The sequence below is a fragment of the Bradyrhizobium diazoefficiens genome (assembly GCF_016616885.1).
Classification (GTDB): Bacteria; Pseudomonadota; Alphaproteobacteria; order Rhizobiales; family Xanthobacteraceae; genus Bradyrhizobium; species Bradyrhizobium diazoefficiens_F.
Genome location: NZ_CP067102.1, coordinates 4,388,658 through 4,404,178, shown reverse-complemented (window position 1 = coordinate 4,404,178; position 15,521 = coordinate 4,388,658). Strand labels below are relative to the sequence as shown.

Sequence of the window (15,521 nt, the reverse complement as noted above, 5' to 3'; positions counted from 1 at the left end):
CAGGGAGCGATGACGACCAACAAGAAGAAGATTTTCGTTACACAAACTTTGTCGCAAGGGGCACGCGCCCTCCTCACCCAGCGGGACGATATCGAGCTCATCGAGTTTCCGAACCTGATCTCCGCCTTGGATTTCGAGGCCCTGCTGAAGAGCCATGCGCCGGTTCACGGCGTCGCGCTCGGTGCCACCGCGTTCGGCGAGACCGAACTCGAGGCCTCCAAGGACATGAAGGTGGTGACCCGCATCGGCGTCGGCTACGACGCCGTCGACGTGCCCGCCCTCTCCCGCCGCAAGGTGCCGCTGATGGTCGCAGGCAGCGCGAACTCGCCCTCGGTCGCGGAAGCGGCACTGTTCATGATGCTGACGCTGGCCAAACGCGCCAATGAAATGCATGCCTGCGTCAAGCACGGCCAATGGGCCAACCGGCTCGGCATGCTGCCGTTCGACCTCTACGGCAAGACCGTGCTGATCATCGGCTTCGGCCGCATCGGCACCCGCACCGCCAAGCGCTGCCAGGGGATGGAAATGAAGGTGCAGGTCTATGATCCCTACAAGGGAGCCGCCGACATCAAGGCCGCCGGCTGCGAGCCGGTCGCTGATCTCGACGCGGCGCTGCCCAATGCCGACTTCGTCACCATCCACTGCCCGAAGACGCCGGAAACCGTCGGCCTGTTCGATGCGGCGCGGATCGGCCGGATGAAGCCAAAGTCCTATCTCATCAACACCGCGCGCGGCGGCATCGTGAAGGAAGCCGCGCTGTACGATGCTCTGGTCTCCGGAAAACTCGCCGGCGCCGGCATCGACGTGTTCGAGGTCGAGCCGCCGCCGGTTGGCAATGCGCTGTTCGCGCTGCCCAACGTCATCATGGCCCCGCACGTGGCCGGCGTCACCGTCGAGGCGGTGAGCCGCATGAGCGAGCAGACCGCGCGCAACATCCTGAGTGTGCTGGACGGCGATCCGATCCGGCAGAACATCATCAATCAGGACGTGCTGGGCTGAGGTAAATCCGAAGGCGGACAATCTGCCCGCCTTCGGATGGCCAGAATGCGTCCCATTTTGGTGCAGATCGGGCCCCAACTCAGCCTTAATCAAACCCGCGTAATGTATCCGGTCGCGGCGGCAGTGGGACAGACTTGCCGACCGCGTCGAGCTGGAGGATGGACCCTTGTCAGAGATCGACCCGACCGACCACGCGCTGGCGACCATCGCGAGCATTTTGGAGCACCCCGAGCCCGTTCTCGTCATCCGCGATACGGAAACGGAAACGGTGGCTGCCGATGAATATGCGGTCGCAGATGAGCATCACGCCTCCGACGAGCATCTGGTGGTCGAGGAGCAGCCGCTGGTGCCCGAGCACACCGATGCCGACGGCTACAGCAAGGTCGGTCCGGGGCCGATGGTGGCGATCCGCCTGAAATGGACAGTCCATCGCGGCGACGACGGCCAGTACTATGTGCACGAGACCATCGGCGAACAGTCCGCCCCCGTGGTCAGCGGCCCCATGACCAGCGAGGCCGCCGTGCATTTCGTCGACGAACGCGAGAACGAGGCGCATCGGCGCTTCGAGCTGCTGCGCAGCGAGATCGCCGGCCGCAGTTCGCTCGCCGACTACGAGCGCAAGGGCGAGGCGTAACTACTTCCTCCCGAGAAAGTCCTTCTTCACGAGCTCGACGCCCGCGTGCCGCAACAAATCGTACGCGGTCGTGACGTGAAAGAAGAATTGCGGGACGCTGTTGGTGAGCAGCAGCGTCCGCCCGGTAAAGGGCAGCTCGGTCCCATTCTTGAGCCTGAAGAACACCTTCAGCTCCGCCGCCGCATCGATCTCGGCGCGCGGCAGGCTTTCAATGAATTCGATTGAGGTGGCGATCCGCGCCTGAAGCCCGGCCATGTCGTGCTCCAGCGGCGGCAGCGCGAGCGGCTCGCATTGCGCCAGCAAGGCCGGAGCGACGGTAGCGTGGCGGCAGGCCTCGCCGATCTGCTGCGCCAGATCGTACATGTTCGGCGCCATGCGCATGCCGAGCAGGACCGCCGGATTGAACTTGCGGGTCTCGGCATAGGCAACGCCCTTGTCGAGCAGGACGGACAGGTTGCGCAGGTAAGGCACGAACAGGCCGACCGAGGCCTCGTACATCGAGATCGTCACTTCAAGATTCCCTTCAATTCCGTCTCGCCAGAAACCGGCATCTGGTCTAAATCCACGTCTCAAGAGCTGCACAATGACAGCTCGGGCATGGGTGGAAAAGAGATGATCGTTAGAATCGTGACGGCTTTGGCCGTGGTGTTGCTGGCAAACCTTTCGGCTCACGCGCAGCAGGCGGCGCCCTCGCGCCTCGATGAGATCATCAAGCGCGGCACTTTGCGCGTCGGCATGACCGGGGACTACAAGCCCTTCACCTATCTCGACAAGGCCACGCAGCAATTCTCTGGCTTCGACGTCGACATGGCGGAGGCGCTCGGCAAGGCGCTCGGCGTCAAGGTCGAGTTCGTGCCGACGGCCTGGCCGAAGCTGATGAAGGACTTTGAGGCCGACCAATTCGACATTGCGATGGGCGGCGTCTCGGTCACGCTCGACCGCCAGAAAAAGGGCTACTTCACGATGCCGATCATGCGCGAGGGCAAGACGCCGATCGCGCGCTGCGCCGATGTCGGCAAGTATCAGAGCATTTCCGACATCGACAAGAAGGGCACCCGCGTCATCGTCAATCCCGGCGGGACCAATGAGCGTTTCGCGCGGGCCAACGTCAAGGACGCCGACATCACCGTCTTCCCCGACAATACCGCGATCTTCGACGAGATCGCCAAGGGCAACGCCGACCTGATGATGACGGACGCTTCCGAGACCCGCTACCAGCAGAAGCAGCATTCAGGCGTGCTCTGCGCGGTGCATCCCGAAAAACCGTTCGACTTCTCGGAGAAAGCCTACTGGCTCCAGCGCGACATGGCGCTGAAGGCCTTCGTCGACCAGTGGCTGCACATCTCCATGGAGGACGGCAGCTACAAGAAGATCTACGCCGCCTGGTTCGACTGACCCCGCGTCCTCCTGTCGCTTGCTCTGGCCAAACTTTGGACTGGCTCCCGGTCTATTGAACCCGGAACCGCCGGAGGACGACTCATACCGTGACAGTGATCTAGATCACTTTTCTCGGTCGGACCGGGGCGTAAGTGTCGGCACTGGACCACCTGTTCGGGAGATGGAAATGAGGAAGCTGTTGGCCACGGCCGCATTCCTTTTGGCGAGCACCGCTGCGCAGGCGCAGTACACTTTCGAATATGGCGGGCGCACCATCCGCATCGATCCGGACCGCGGCACGGTGCAGATTCCCGGCGTCTACGACAACACCGGTCAGGGCAAGGCCAAGAAGGCCAAGGGCGACAGCAAGAACGACGCCAAGAACGACGTCAAGAACGATACTAAGGGAACTCCGAAATCCGAACCGCAGGCGCCGCAACAAGCCAAGGCTGATCCGCAGCCGCCGGCCAATCCCGCGCCGGCCGCCGCACCTGTCGCTGCGCCTCCAGCGGCCGAGCAGGCCCCTGCCCAAACTCCCGTGGCCGTAGCGCCTCCCACCGCGCCGCCGCCTCCAGCCGCTACAGCAAACAACGCGCCGACCGAAGATGTGATGGTGCCGCCGCCGCAACCGGCTCCCAGCGCTGCCCCGACGGTGGCCGCGGTACCGCCCGCACCGCCTCCGCCGCCGACCGTCGCAGCGGCGCCGGCCGCGTCAACTGCGCCGGCGCCTGCCCCCGCGCCGGTTCAGGCCGCCGCCATCGCACCGCCGGCTCCCGCAGCAGGTCCCGCGCGCGATCTCAGTTCACCGCTCGGCGTCTGGCTCACCGAGGAGAAGGAAGGCAAGGTCCGCATCGAGCAGTGCGGCAATAACCTCTGCGGCTATTCGGTCGACAGCAAATCGAACCAGAACGGCGAACAGGTCCTGATCAACATGAAGCCTGGCAAGGACCAGAAATGGTCCGGCCGCATCCTCGATCCCAACACCGGCTCGACCTACGATTCGACGATCGCGCTGAAAGGCGGCGATCGCCTCCGCGTGCAAGGCTGCGCCTTCGGCGGCATGTTCTGCGGCGGCCAGACCTGGACGCGCGCGAATTAGGTTCGCACCCGATATTTTCGAGAGAGACAAGGGGCCCGCGATCCGGGCCCCTTTGCTTTTGCCTGCAGTGTCGTCGCGATGTGCGTCACCTCACAGAGAACCTGGCGCGCGTGACAGCCCTCACATCGCCGGTTCCGCGCCTGTGACACGATCCCCGCACGGTCAACCCCAAAGGGGCGCGTCATGAACGGATTTCGTAAAGGACTCTTCGCCAGCATTCTCGCCATCGCCTTCCCGCTCGCGCAGGCGGATGCCGCGGGCTCGACGTTCGACGGCGCATGGAATGTCCGCATCGCGTCATCGAGCGAGACCTGCGGCAATGGCGCGACTGTCGCGATCGGCATCAGCAACGGCCAGATCGCTTCGAGCAGCGCTGCGGTGACGGCGTCGGGCCGGGTCGCGGATGCCGGCGCCATCAACGTCACCTTAAGCACCGGCATCAAGCACGCCGTCGGCTTCGGCCGGCTCAGCGCCACCTCGGGCTCCGGCACGTGGCGCGGCGCCCTGTGCTCGGGCACGTGGACGGCGGAGCGGATGTAGCGGTCTGCGTTAGCCGATCGCCGCACCATACTCCGCGTCCGTGACCGGCTCGAGCCAGGTCGAGAACACGCCGTCGAGCGCTTCCTGCATGGCGATGTGGCACATACTGTTGCCCGGCGAGGCGCCGTGCCAGTGCACTTCGCCCGGCGGGATCCAGACCGTGTCGCCGGGACGGATTTCCTGGACCGCGCCGCCCTTGGTCTGGACGCGGCCGACGCCCGAAATCACGTAGAGTGTCTGCCCGAGCGGATGGTGGTGCCAGTTGGTGCGAGCGCCGGGCTCGAACGAGACGCGCGAGACGTTCAACCGCGCCGGCGCGGGCGCCATGTTGATGGGGTCCTGCAACACGGTGCCGGTGAAGTGTTCCTTGGGCGCGCGACGGGTCGGGCGCGTGCCTGCGAGCGTGATGTCCATGGGGGTCCTCGTCTCCTGTTACTTCTTGCTGGCGGCGTAGCGCGCCTTGGTCTCGGCGTTCATGGGATAGAGGCCCGGCAGCGCCGCGCCGTTGTTCACCTCGTTGACGATCCAGGCTTCCATCCGCTCCTGCTCGACGCCTTCGTTGAGCACGTGCTCGAGCATGGCCTGCGGGATCAGCACGCAGCCGTCCTGGTCGGCGACCACGATGTCGTTCGGGAATACGGCGACACCGCCGCAGCCGATCGGCTCGCCCCAGCCGACAAAGGTGAGGCCCGCCACGGAAGGCGGCGCGGCATAGCCGTCGCACCACACCGGCAGGTTGGTGCCGAGCACGCCCTCGACGTCACGCACGACGCCGTCGGTGACGAGCGCCGTGACGCCGCGCTTCATCATGCGGGCGCAGAGGATGTCGCCGAAGATGCCGGCATCGGTGATGCCCATGGCGTCGACCACGGCAATGCAGCCCTCGGGCATCGCCTCGATCGCGGTGCGGGTCGAGATCGGCGACGACCAGGATTCCGGCGTCGCCAGATCCTCGCGCGCCGGCACGAAGCGCAGCGTGAAGGCAGGTCCCACCAGGCGCGGCAGGCCGGGGCGCAGCGGACGCGCGCCGCGCATCCACACATTGCGCAGGCCCTTCTTCAGCAGGACCGTGGTGATGGTGGCAGTGGTGATGCCGGCGAGGGTCTTGCGGGCTTCGGGGGACAGCGACATGGAAACAGACGAGCTCCGGATGGGCGGGAAAGAACGCGCGCATCTTGCGAGCCGGGGGCTTGCCGTCAAGGCCCAAGAATGCCGTCCTGCCGGGCTGTTATGCGACGCGATAACAAGGCTTTATCGCTTGCCCCAGCATTAATTTATTGGACTTGCGGGCGCATTTACGCGAAGCAGGGGCAACGCGGAACTCAAGGTCGAGCCCGCATTTTCCAGAAGCCCGATTTCGACAGCGCTTTGACAGTTCAATGGCCGCGACGCTTCCCCCGCCCCGCCTTCTGCCCAGTGGCGACAGCGCCGTCACGGTCGAGTTCAGCCGCACCATCGACGACGCCGCCAACGAGCGCGTGCTCGCGCTAGACAAGGCGCTGCTCGCCACGCCCATCGAGGGCATCTCCGAGACCATCCCGACCTACCGCTCGCTGCTGGTGCATTACGATCCCGGCAAGATCGGGTTTGACGCGCTCTGCGACAAGCTGCTCCCGATCGCCTGCCAGCCGCTGCCGCCGTCGACCAAGGCACGGCGCTGGCGCATTCCCGTCGCCTATGGCGGCGAGCACGGCATCGACCTCGAGGATGTCGCGAAAGCGCTGAACACCACGCCCGACGATATCGTCGCCCGTCACGTCGGCGGCGACTATCGGGTCGCCATGATCGGCTTCACGCCAGGCTGGTCCTATCTCAGCGGCCTCGACAAATCGCTGCACATGTCGCGACGGCAGAACCCGCGGCTGTTCACGCCCGCCGGCACGATCTCGATCGGCGGCATCCAGGCCGGAATCCAGTGCCTGGCCGCGCCCAGCGGCTGGCACCTGCTCGGCCGCACCCCGGTGCGGACCTATCAGCTCCACCGGAATCCGACCTTCCTCACCGAACCCGGTGATCGCGTGACGTTTTTTGCCATCGACCACAAGACGTTCGAGGAGCAGGACCGCGCCGCCGAGGCCGGCGAGATCATCGCCGAACAGGTGATCGCATGAGCCGGCTCATGGTCGCCAGCATCGGTCCCGCAAGCTCCGTTCAGGACGGCGGACGCCGCGGCGCGCAGCGCTATGGCCTGACAGTCAGCGGCGCGATGGACCGGCTGGCGCTCGCGGCGGCGAACACGCTGGTCGGCAACGAGCCGCTCGCAGCCGCGGTCGAGATCGGCCCGTTTGGCGCCACGTTCACCGCCAAGGACGGCGCCGTGCGCGTCGCCATCGCCGGCGCGCCGCGCAACGCCGACGTCGCCGGGCGGCCGGTGGCCATGGATACGTCCGTCACGCTGAAGGATGGCGAGACGCTGACGCTCGGTTTCGCCCGCGGCGGTGCGTTCACTTATCTGGCCATCGAAGGCGCCATCAAGGGCGAGCTGGTATTCGGCAGCCTCGCGGTCAATGCCCGCGCCGGTCTCGGCAGCCCGTACCCGCGGCCGCTGCGAGCCGGCGACGAATTCACGGTCGATGCCGCGAGCGGCGCGCCCGAGCTGCGCATCGAACTGCCAAAGCCTGTGAGCGGTCCGATCCGCGTCGTGATGGGACCACAGGACGACGAGTTCGACGACGCCAACAAGGCTCTGTTCCTCGACAGCGAGTGGAAGATCTCGGCGACCTCCGACCGCATGGGCTACCGGCTCGAGGGCCCCGCGATCAAGCATCTGCACGGCCACAACATCGTCTCCGACGGCACCGTCAACGGCAGCATCCAGGTGCCCGGCAACGGCGCACCGATCGCGCTGATGATGGACCGCGGCACCTCCGGCGGCTATCCCAAGATCGCAACCGTGATCACGGCCGATGTCGGCCGTCTCGCCCAGACCTCGGCGGGCACGGCGTTCCGCTTCAAGGCCGTCACCATGGCCGAGGCGCAGGACGAGGCGCGCAAGTTTCAACAGCTGATCCGCACCCTGCCCGATCGCCTGCGCTCCTCTGACACGATCGAGCTCAACATCGAGGCGCTCAGCGATGCCAACGTCGCGGGCTATGCGGTGAGCGCGATGGATGCCGGGACCTGGCAGGTGACGGCCGAGCCTTAGACACAAGACCAAAGGCGGAGAGCAGCCATGAAGACGATCGATCTCAATTGCGACCTCGGCGAAGGTTTTGGCGCGTGGGAGATGGGCAACGACGCCGCCATGATTGACCTCGCAAGCTCGGTCAACGTCGCCTGCGGCTTCCATGCCGGCGACCCCGACATCATGCGGCGCACGGTGGAGCTGGCGAAAGCACGCGGCGTCTCGGTCGGCGCGCATCCGGGCTATCGCGACCTGCACGGTTTTGGCCGGCACCCGATCGCGGGCCTGAAGTCATCCGAGATCGAGAACCTCGTCGCCTACCAGATCGGCGCGCTGCAGGCGATCGCGACCGCGGCCGGCCACAAGGTCACGCACGTGAAGGCGCATGGCGCGCTCTCCAACGTCGCCTGCGAGGACGACATGACGGCCAAGGCGATCGCCGCCGGCATCAGGGCGGTCGACCCCAGCCTGATCTTCGTCGTGCTCGCCAACTCGAAGCTGGTGAAGGCCGGCGAAGAAGCCAACCTGCCGATGGTGCATGAGGTGTTCGCCGACCGCGCCTATGAGGACGACGGCAACCTGGTCTCGCGCAAGAAGCCCGGCGCGGTGCTGCACGACGCCAAGGCGATCGCCGACCGCGTGGTGCGCATGGTGCAGGACGGCGCGGTGGTGTCGGTGACAGGCAAGGTCATCAAGATGCGCACGGACACCGTGTGCATCCACGGCGATACGCACGGCGCCGTCGATATCGCGCGCGGTCTGCGTCAGGCGTTGAAGGATGCGGGGATCGAAGTCGCGCCGTTCAAGCGCGGAGCGTGAAGCCCTTCGTCATTCCGGGATGATGCGAAGCATCAAACCCGGAATCTCGAGGTTCCGGGTTCGGCTTCGCCGCCCCGGAACGACAACTCAGAACGGGTGCACCGACAGCGTGCCGAACACGATCGCGGCGATGAGGGCGAAGGCGCTGTAGAGCCCGATGTGATGGGCGTTCGCCGCGGTCCGACGCGAGAGCGAGCGCGCGTAGAAGTGCAGCCTGGCTTCCGCCGATAGTTCGCGCATGGTCGATCTCCAACGCCCCATTTGCGGGAGTATGAGGGATCGACCGGGGTGGCGGGCAAGACGGGCGTGGAAATAGCGATGCCCTTCTCCGGAGAACCCTCATCGCAGGCGCAAATTCTTTTCGCGCCCGGGTTCCGAGAATCTTATTCGTTAAGATCCGAGCCAGCTGGAACCGGCCGGATGACGCTGGGATGACAGCGCGTTAGCCCCGTCCAACTCAAATCGCGAATACAACCCCATGCACAGTAGAAAGCGACCGTCGGTGCTCTGCGCGGCGGTCGCGATTGGCGGAGCTCCTCCAGCCGCTTAGTAGACGTCAGCCTGGAAGCGGCCCTTCTTCTTGAGATCAGCGACAAAACTGACGGCCTCGTCGGTCGAGCGCGCGCCGAACTGGGCGACGATATCGACCAGCGCGCGCTCGACGTCCTTGGCCATGCGCTTGGCATCGCCGCAGATGTAGAGATGGGCGCCCTCGGCGAGCCACGTCCAGACCTCGCGGCCGAGCTCACGCATGCGATCCTGCACGTAAAACTTCTTCTCGCCGTCGCGCGACCAGGCCAGCGACAGGCGCGTCAGAAGGCCCGAGGTCTTCATCGCGTTGAGTTCGTCGCGGTAGAAGAAGTCGCAATCGCTGCGCTGATGGCCGAAGAACAACCAGTTCTTGCCTTGCGCGCCAGTCGCCTTGCGGTCGAGCAGGAAGGCGCGGAACGGCGCAACGCCGGTGCCGGGGCCAATCATGATAACCGGTGTCTTCGGATCCTCCGGCAAACCGAAACCGTGCGCCTTCTGCACATAGACCTTGAGCTTGTCGCCCTCGTTGATGCGCTCGCCGAGGAAGGTCGAGGCGACGCCGAGCCGTTTGCGCTTGCCGACGACGTAGCGCACGGAATCGACCGTGAGCGAGAGCTTGCCGGGCGTCGCATTGTGCGACGACGAGATCGAATAAAGCCGCGGCTGGAGCGGCTCAAGCGCTTCGACGAAGGCTTCGGGATGCGGCCGCGTGCCCGAAAATTTCTGCAGCGCAGCCATCACGTCGAGCGTTGCGGCATCGCCATCGGGATCCTCACCCTGCGCCAACGCCCGCGCCTTCTCGCGCTGCGCACCGCCGGTGATGAAGGAGAGCAACTCGAACAGGTTGTCGGGCGCGGGCGACAGCGAGACGTCCTCGACCAAGGCCTCACGCAGCGTCTTGTTGTTGACCTTGGTGGTGTGGGACGCCCCGAGCAGCGCGATGATCTGGTCGACGAGGCCGAGATCGTTGCGCGCAAACACGCCAAAGCTGTCGCCGACGACGTAGTCGAGTTTGCTGTCGGAGAGATCGAACTCGACGTGATAGGTCTCCTTCTCGGAAGCACCCTTGTTGAGCAGGCGCCGCGACAGGAAGGTGGCCTCAGCCGGATTTTCACGGGCGCGGCCGAACTCGGCCTTCACCTCCGGCGCAGCCGGTGCACTCGTGGTCACAGCCGCCCCTGCGGCAGGCTTCGCAGCAGGCGCCTTGTCGATCTCCTCGAAGAGCTGCTTGAGCATCCGCGCCGTCTCCTTGCCGCCGGGGGCGCAGAGGTTGAGGCGCGCTTCGCTCTTGTTGGCGATCGAGTCGGAATAATCGGCGCAATTGTAGCCGCACTGGCCGCAATCCTGCTGCGCCATCGCCGCCATCATGCGGCGGCGAAGCGGACGGCCCTCGGCGAGCTTCATGCGGTCGGCTATCGCCATCGCCGGATCGTGCCAGGGTGCCTCACCGTCATCGCCGTCACCCTGCGGCGCCAGCATGGCACCGTTCTCGATCGGCGACAGCGCCGTCGAGCCGTCGAGGCCGAGCATGCCGACGAGAAACCCGTTCAGCCACAGCCGCTGTCCCTCGCTGAAGGGCGCGTTGGGCGGAATGATCTCGAGCTTCGGTGGGACGGGCATCTGGGTCATGCTGTGACTTCCGCTTCGGCGAGTTTTCGCAGGGCTTCCCCGTCATGGCGACGGGAGAAGGTCAGGAACGTCTCTTCCGGCGAGGTGCGGTTGGCGAGATAGGCCTTCAAAAGCCTCTCGACGGTCTTCGGCACATCCTCAGCCTTCACATCGTGAAATACCTCCTGCCCGATATCGGCATCGGGACCGAAGCCGCCCCCGGTAAAGAGGTGATAGCCCTCGACCTGGTCATCCTCGGTCGCACCAGGCACCTTGGCCGCGATCAGGCCGATGTCGGAGATGTAGTGCTGCGCGCAGGAGTGATGGCAGCCGGTCAGATGGATGTTGAGCGGCGTATCGAGATTGACGCGCTCGTCGCACCAGTCGCCGATCGCGGCGGCATGGCGCTTGGTGTCGGAGGCCGCGAACTTGCAGCCGGCATTGCCGGTGCAGGCGATCAGGCCGGCGCGGACGTTCGAAACCTGCGTGGCCAGCCCAAGCTTCTCAACCGCGGCAGAGACGAGTGCGATGTTCTCGTCGCGCACGCCTGAGATCAGTAGGTTCTGCCAGACCGTCAGGCGGATATCGCCGTCGCCGAAATCCTGCGAAATCTTCGCGAGCCCACGCATCTGATCGCAAGTGAGCTTGCCGACCGGCAGCGCCACGCCGACCCAGTTGAGCCCCGCCTGCTTCTGCTTGTGCACGCCGATATGGGCCATACGATCGGACAAGGGGCGTGGCAGAAGCGCCTCGGCCGGCACGCGTGCGAACGGTTTCTTGAGGCGCTCCTCGACCAGCTTGAGGAAGCCGTCGTGCCCCATGTTGTCGAGCACGTATTTCAGCCGCGCCTTGTTGCGGTTGGTGCGGTCGCCGTGCTCGATGAAGACGCGCACAATGGCATCGGCGACAGCGGTCGCGTCCTCGGGGCGAACGACGATGCCCGAATACTTCGCAAAATCCTTGTGGCCGGTGATACCGCCAAGGCCGAGCTTGAACCAGACACCGGGCTCGACGCCGAAGCCCTCCTTCAGCTCGACCGCGGTGAAGGCGATGTCGTTGGTCTCCTCCAGCGCGGCGATCTTGCCGGCGCCGTCGAAGGCAACGTTGAACTTGCGCGGCAGGCCGAACAGCGAGCGGTCGTTGAGGATGTGGTAGTGCCACTCGCGCGCACAGGGACGCGTGTCGAGCAGCTCCTGCGGATCGATGCCCGCCGTCGGCGTGCCCGTGACGTTGCGGATGTTGTCGGCGCCGGCGCCGCGCGAGCACAGGCCGATGTCCTGGACGCCCTCGATCAACGCGACCGCGTTCTTCGGCTCGATCTCGCGGATCTGGAAGTTGGCGCGCGTGGTGACGTGGGTGTAGCCGCCGCCACAGCTTTCGGCGATGTCGGCCAAGCCCGACATCTGCCAGTGCTTCAAGATGCCGTTGGGGATGCGCAGGCGCGCCATGTAGGAGGTCTGTGCCGGCGCGACCCAGAAGATGCCGTAATAGCGCCAGCGGAAATTGTCCGCCGGCGTCGGGTTGGCGTTGTTGCGCGCCTGGTCCTTCAAGCGATCATAGGCATCGAACGGATGCATCTCGCGCTTGAACTTCTCCTGGTCGGCGAGCTTCTTGCCCGCCGCCGTGAGCTTGTCCTGCGCCTTGATCGCCGCAGCATCCGGCCCCGTCGGCTCGGACGGAGCGTTGGCCGCGGGCGCGCCGCCGGCTGCAAAGGCGCGCCCGACACGTCCGACCTGCATGCCGGACATGAAGCCTTCGAGATAGCGCTTCTGCTCGTCGGAGAAATCGGCGGTGGGTGCTGTATCGAGTTTCATGGGCTGAATGGACCTACTCTGCTGCCTGGACCGCGACCTGCGCGACGTCGGCCGTGGGCTTGGCGGGCTTGTACGTGGCGTAGAGCGCGAGGCCGGTGAAGACGAAGCCGCCGACGAGATTGCCGAGCGTCACAGGGATCTGATTCCACAGCCACCAGTCGGAGAGGCTGACCTTGGCGCCCAGTAACATGCCAGTCGGGATGACGAACATGTTGACGACGGCGTGCTCGAAGCCGAGCGCGAAGAACAGGAAGATCGGCAGCCAGGTCGCCGCGATCTTGCCGACCGTGGAGGTCGAGGTCATCGCCATGACAACGCCGAGGCAGACCAGCCAATTGCAGAGGATCGCCTTGACGAACACCGAGACCATGCCGGCGGTGCCGATCGCGGCATTGCCGATGGTCTTGGCTTCGGCCACGGCAACGATGCGGGCGGCCACGCCGGCGACTTCGACCTTGCCCATGTTGGTGAGCGCGATCGCGATCAGCGCGCCGAAGGCAAGGCTGCCAAGCAGATTGGCGACGAACACCCAGGACCAGTTGGCGATCACCGCATTCCAGCTCGCCTTGCCCTCGAGGCGGGCGAGCGGAACGATGGCGAAGCTGCCGGTGACGAGCTCGAGGCTCAGCAGAACGATCATGACGAGGCTGACGGGAAAGATCAGCGCGCCAACGAGAGGCTGGCCGGTCGTGATCGCGCCGGAGAAGGCGAGCGTGGTGGCGGCGCCGAGCAGTGCACCGGAGATCGCACCGCGGATCAGGATGTCGCGGGGGGCCAGCGCCAGCTTCTTCAGGCTGGCATCGACCATCGAGGCCACAACGTCAGAGGGTTTCGCGTAATCCATATCGAAGCTCCAGCTTGCCGCACGAAAGGCGGCGTCAACGGGTTGAACGGACGTTGATCGCTGGGAGCCGGTTGGAGGCGCATAAGCGCCCAGCCGGAACCCGGAACGATCCGATCAGCTTCGTTGCTGCGGAAATCCACCATGGACTTGGAGCCGCCGGCGCCCACGCCGGGCGGCATGGTTCTCCCTATTCAAGGAGTGTGCCAACGCAGCATAAACTGCAAAGACCTATAAAATCAGAGATTTAGGTTCGTGTGCAGCGCATGAAGTGGATCAAGGTTCATGCTGCTTCGGGCAGCAATGGCCCAAAGATTAAGCTTTGAATCAGAATGATTAATTTTTAGGCAGGCGCTAGAGGCGTCCGACTTCGAAAGAGGCGAGATAGCCGCCCACGTCCTTGGGATCGAAGGCCGGTCCGGCAAAGGCGCTGAACGGAGTGCTGGCCTGACCGTCTCCGGCCCGCCCCAGGGCGGCGTCATAGACGTCCGACCGGAACACGGCCATAGCCGTCCCAAGCGCTTCCGGGCTCAGCGCCGTCTGTCCCCAGCGCACCATCTGGGCGTAGAGCCAGGCGGCCTGGACAGGATCCGGACGCCCTGCCCCTTCGCGTCCCACCAGCAGGTAACGGCCACTCTCCCGCACCGCGCCGTCGGGCGAGATCTTCAGGCGCCCGGTGAGCGAGCGCAGGATCACTTCGGCATCGACACCGATCCGCTCGGGCTGCGCGAGGAGCTGTGCCGCTTCAGCCAGATTTGCCGGCTGCTCGATGAACTCGGCCGCCTTCACCGCCGCGCGTACCAGCGCTGCAACCACGTCCGGATGCTTGTCGGCCCAGACCTGGCGCACCGCCAGCACCTTCTCCGCCGCGCGCGCCAGAATGTCGGAGACGAAATGCAGGATGTGGCCGATGCCGAGATCGACCGCGACCGAATTCCAGGGCGCACCGACACAGAAGGCATCGACATGGCCGTTGGCGAGGCTGTCGACCATATAGGGCGGCGGCAGCACGACGAGGCGCACGTCCTCGTCCGGATCGACGCCGGCTGCCGCCATCCAGAACCGCAATTGGTAATTGTGGGTCGAGAACGGAAAGGTCATGCCGAAGGTCAGCGGATCGGCGCCCACCTTGCGACGCTTGGCGACGACCTTTGCCAGCGCCTTCGCGGTCGCGAGCGGATCGAAACGGTCGCCGTCGATCTCCTCCATCAGCGCAGCGTGGAGCGCGGGCGACACCGTGATCGCATTGCCGTTGATGCCAAGATTGAGGGGTGCTGCGATCGGCACCTTGACGTGACCGAGTCCGAGAGAGGACGCGATCGCCACCGGCGCCAGCAGATGCGCGGCATCGAACAGGCCGATGTTCAGCTTGTCGCGGACGTTGGACCAGGACACCTCGCGCACCAGCTCGACCTCGAGCCCTTCGGCTGCGGCAAATCCCTTGTCGACGGCGACGATCAGGGCGGCGGCATCGACCAGCGGGATGAACCCGATGCGAAGCGGAGCGGTCATTTCAGCATCTCCGACGCGGTGATGATCGACTGCGCGATCTCGCCGATTTTCTTCTTCTCGCGCATGGCGGTCGAGCGGAGCAGCACATAGGCCTCGTCCTCGGTGAGGCCCTTGACCTTCATCAGGATGCCCTTGGCCTTCTCGATGATCTTGCGGTCCTCGAGCTGCGACTTGGTCCGCTCCAGCTCCTCCTGGAGTTTTGCGAAAGCGTTGAAGCGCGACACGCAGAGGTCGAGGATCGGCTTGATGCGCTCCTTCTTCAACCCGTCGACGATGTAGGCCGACACCCCCGCTTCTACGGAGGCCTGGATCGAGGATGAATCGCTCTGGTCGACGAACATCGCGATCGGCCGCTTCACGGCGCGGCTGACCTGGAACATCGCCTCCAGCACGTCGCGGCTGGGGTTCTCCAGATCGATCAGGATGATGTCGGGGTCCACCGCATAAATACGGGCAAGCAGGCTCTGCATTTCGCGGATATGGACGATCTGCGTGAAGCCGGCTTCCCGCAACCCCTCCTCGAGGATCGCGGCCCGGACCGGGCTCTCGTCGACAATCACGATTTTAGGCGACTGTTCGGCGCTCATAGCTCACTCACCACCCGGCGATTCATCCATAGCATG

At 65.2% G+C, this 15,521-nt stretch carries 17 protein-coding genes; 8 read left to right on the top strand and 9 right to left on the bottom strand.

Annotated elements, in window-relative coordinates; genetic code table 11:
- Positions 1 to 9: 9 nt before the first annotated feature.
- Both JJC00_RS20590 and JJC00_RS20585 read left to right on the top strand, forming a co-directional pair.
- On the top strand, positions 10 to 999 hold the full coding sequence (locus JJC00_RS20590) for a hydroxyacid dehydrogenase (protein ID WP_200467795.1): 990 nt from the start codon (positions 10 to 12) through the stop codon (positions 997 to 999).
- A 166-nt stretch (positions 1,000 to 1,165) separates the two neighbouring features.
- Complete coding sequence (locus tag JJC00_RS20585; protein ID WP_200467794.1) at positions 1,166 to 1,633, top strand: hypothetical protein; 468 nt, start codon at positions 1,166 to 1,168, stop codon at positions 1,631 to 1,633.
- On the opposite strand, the gene JJC00_RS20580 is transcribed toward JJC00_RS20585, so the two are convergent.
- On the bottom strand, positions 1,634 to 2,131 hold the full coding sequence (locus JJC00_RS20580; RefSeq protein WP_200474176.1) for a DUF1993 domain-containing protein: 498 nt from the start codon (positions 2,129 to 2,131) through the stop codon (positions 1,634 to 1,636). It lies immediately after the preceding gene.
- A 114-nt stretch (positions 2,132 to 2,245) separates the two neighbouring features.
- Here JJC00_RS20580 and JJC00_RS20575 point away from each other — a divergent pair, with 114 nt between their 5' ends.
- From JJC00_RS20575 to JJC00_RS20565, 3 genes are all read left to right on the top strand, one after another.
- Complete coding sequence (locus tag JJC00_RS20575) at positions 2,246 to 3,028, top strand: transporter substrate-binding domain-containing protein (protein WP_200467793.1); 783 nt, start codon at positions 2,246 to 2,248, stop codon at positions 3,026 to 3,028.
- Positions 3,029 to 3,197: 169 nt separating this feature from the next.
- Positions 3,198 to 4,109, top strand: coding sequence for a DUF2147 domain-containing protein (locus JJC00_RS20570; RefSeq protein WP_200467792.1), 912 nt, complete (start codon positions 3,198 to 3,200; stop codon positions 4,107 to 4,109).
- Positions 4,110 to 4,292: 183 nt separating this feature from the next.
- On the top strand, positions 4,293 to 4,649 hold the full coding sequence (locus tag JJC00_RS20565) for a hypothetical protein (RefSeq protein ID WP_200467791.1): 357 nt from the start codon (positions 4,293 to 4,295) through the stop codon (positions 4,647 to 4,649).
- A gap of 9 nt (positions 4,650 to 4,658) precedes the next feature.
- Here the strand turns inward: JJC00_RS20565 and JJC00_RS20560 are convergent, their stop codons facing one another.
- On the bottom strand, positions 4,659 to 5,063 hold the full coding sequence (locus JJC00_RS20560) for a (R)-mandelonitrile lyase (protein ID WP_200467790.1): 405 nt from the start codon (positions 5,061 to 5,063) through the stop codon (positions 4,659 to 4,661).
- Positions 5,064 to 5,081: 18 nt separating this feature from the next.
- Positions 5,082 to 5,780 carry a ribonuclease activity regulator RraA gene (locus tag JJC00_RS20555; protein WP_148772666.1) on the bottom strand — a complete coding sequence of 233 codons (699 nt, stop codon included), beginning with the start codon at positions 5,778 to 5,780 and terminating at the stop codon, positions 5,082 to 5,084.
- Positions 5,781 to 6,028: 248 nt separating this feature from the next.
- Here JJC00_RS20555 and pxpB point away from each other — a divergent pair, with 248 nt between their 5' ends.
- Genes pxpB through JJC00_RS20540 form a run of 3 tightly spaced genes read left to right on the top strand, consistent with a single transcriptional unit; the run spans position 6,029 to position 8,592 of the window.
- A complete protein-coding gene (gene pxpB / locus JJC00_RS20550) occupies positions 6,029 to 6,760 on the top strand; it encodes a 5-oxoprolinase subunit PxpB (RefSeq protein ID WP_200467789.1) in 732 nt (243 codons plus the stop codon).
- Positions 6,757 to 7,794, top strand: a complete 1,038-nt coding sequence (locus JJC00_RS20545; RefSeq protein WP_200467788.1) for a biotin-dependent carboxyltransferase family protein — start codon at positions 6,757 to 6,759, stop codon at positions 7,792 to 7,794. Before pxpB ends, JJC00_RS20545 begins: the two co-directional genes overlap by 4 nt.
- A gap of 27 nt (positions 7,795 to 7,821) precedes the next feature.
- Entirely contained in the window at positions 7,822 to 8,592 is a 771-nt protein-coding gene (locus JJC00_RS20540; RefSeq protein WP_200467787.1) for a LamB/YcsF family protein, read from the top strand.
- Positions 8,593 to 8,679: 87 nt separating this feature from the next.
- On the opposite strand, the gene JJC00_RS20535 is transcribed toward JJC00_RS20540, so the two are convergent.
- From JJC00_RS20535 to JJC00_RS20510, 6 genes are all read right to left on the bottom strand, one after another.
- Positions 8,680 to 8,832 carry a hypothetical protein gene (locus tag JJC00_RS20535; RefSeq protein ID WP_200467786.1) on the bottom strand — a complete coding sequence of 51 codons (153 nt, stop codon included), beginning with the start codon at positions 8,830 to 8,832 and terminating at the stop codon, positions 8,680 to 8,682.
- A 306-nt stretch (positions 8,833 to 9,138) separates the two neighbouring features.
- The gene (locus JJC00_RS20530; protein WP_200467785.1) at positions 9,139 to 10,752 is read right to left on the bottom strand and encodes a sulfite reductase subunit alpha; all 1,614 of its coding nucleotides are present in this window, start codon (positions 10,750 to 10,752) and stop codon (positions 9,139 to 9,141) included.
- Positions 10,749 to 12,545 carry a NirA family protein gene (locus JJC00_RS20525; RefSeq protein ID WP_200467784.1) on the bottom strand — a complete coding sequence of 599 codons (1,797 nt, stop codon included), beginning with the start codon at positions 12,543 to 12,545 and terminating at the stop codon, positions 10,749 to 10,751. Before JJC00_RS20525 ends, JJC00_RS20530 begins: the two co-directional genes overlap by 4 nt.
- A gap of 13 nt (positions 12,546 to 12,558) precedes the next feature.
- Positions 12,559 to 13,389: a formate/nitrite transporter family protein gene (locus JJC00_RS20520; RefSeq protein ID WP_200467783.1), complete on the bottom strand. Its 831-nt coding sequence runs from the start codon at positions 13,387 to 13,389 to the stop codon at positions 12,559 to 12,561.
- 351 nt (positions 13,390 to 13,740) lie between these two features.
- Positions 13,741 to 14,898, bottom strand: coding sequence for a CmpA/NrtA family ABC transporter substrate-binding protein (locus JJC00_RS20515; protein WP_200467782.1), 1,158 nt, complete (start codon positions 14,896 to 14,898; stop codon positions 13,741 to 13,743).
- Positions 14,895 to 15,485, bottom strand: coding sequence for an ANTAR domain-containing response regulator (locus tag JJC00_RS20510; RefSeq protein ID WP_200467781.1), 591 nt, complete (start codon positions 15,483 to 15,485; stop codon positions 14,895 to 14,897). The genes JJC00_RS20515 and JJC00_RS20510 overlap by 4 nt, the downstream gene beginning before the upstream one ends.
- Positions 15,486 to 15,521 lie beyond the last annotated feature (36 nt).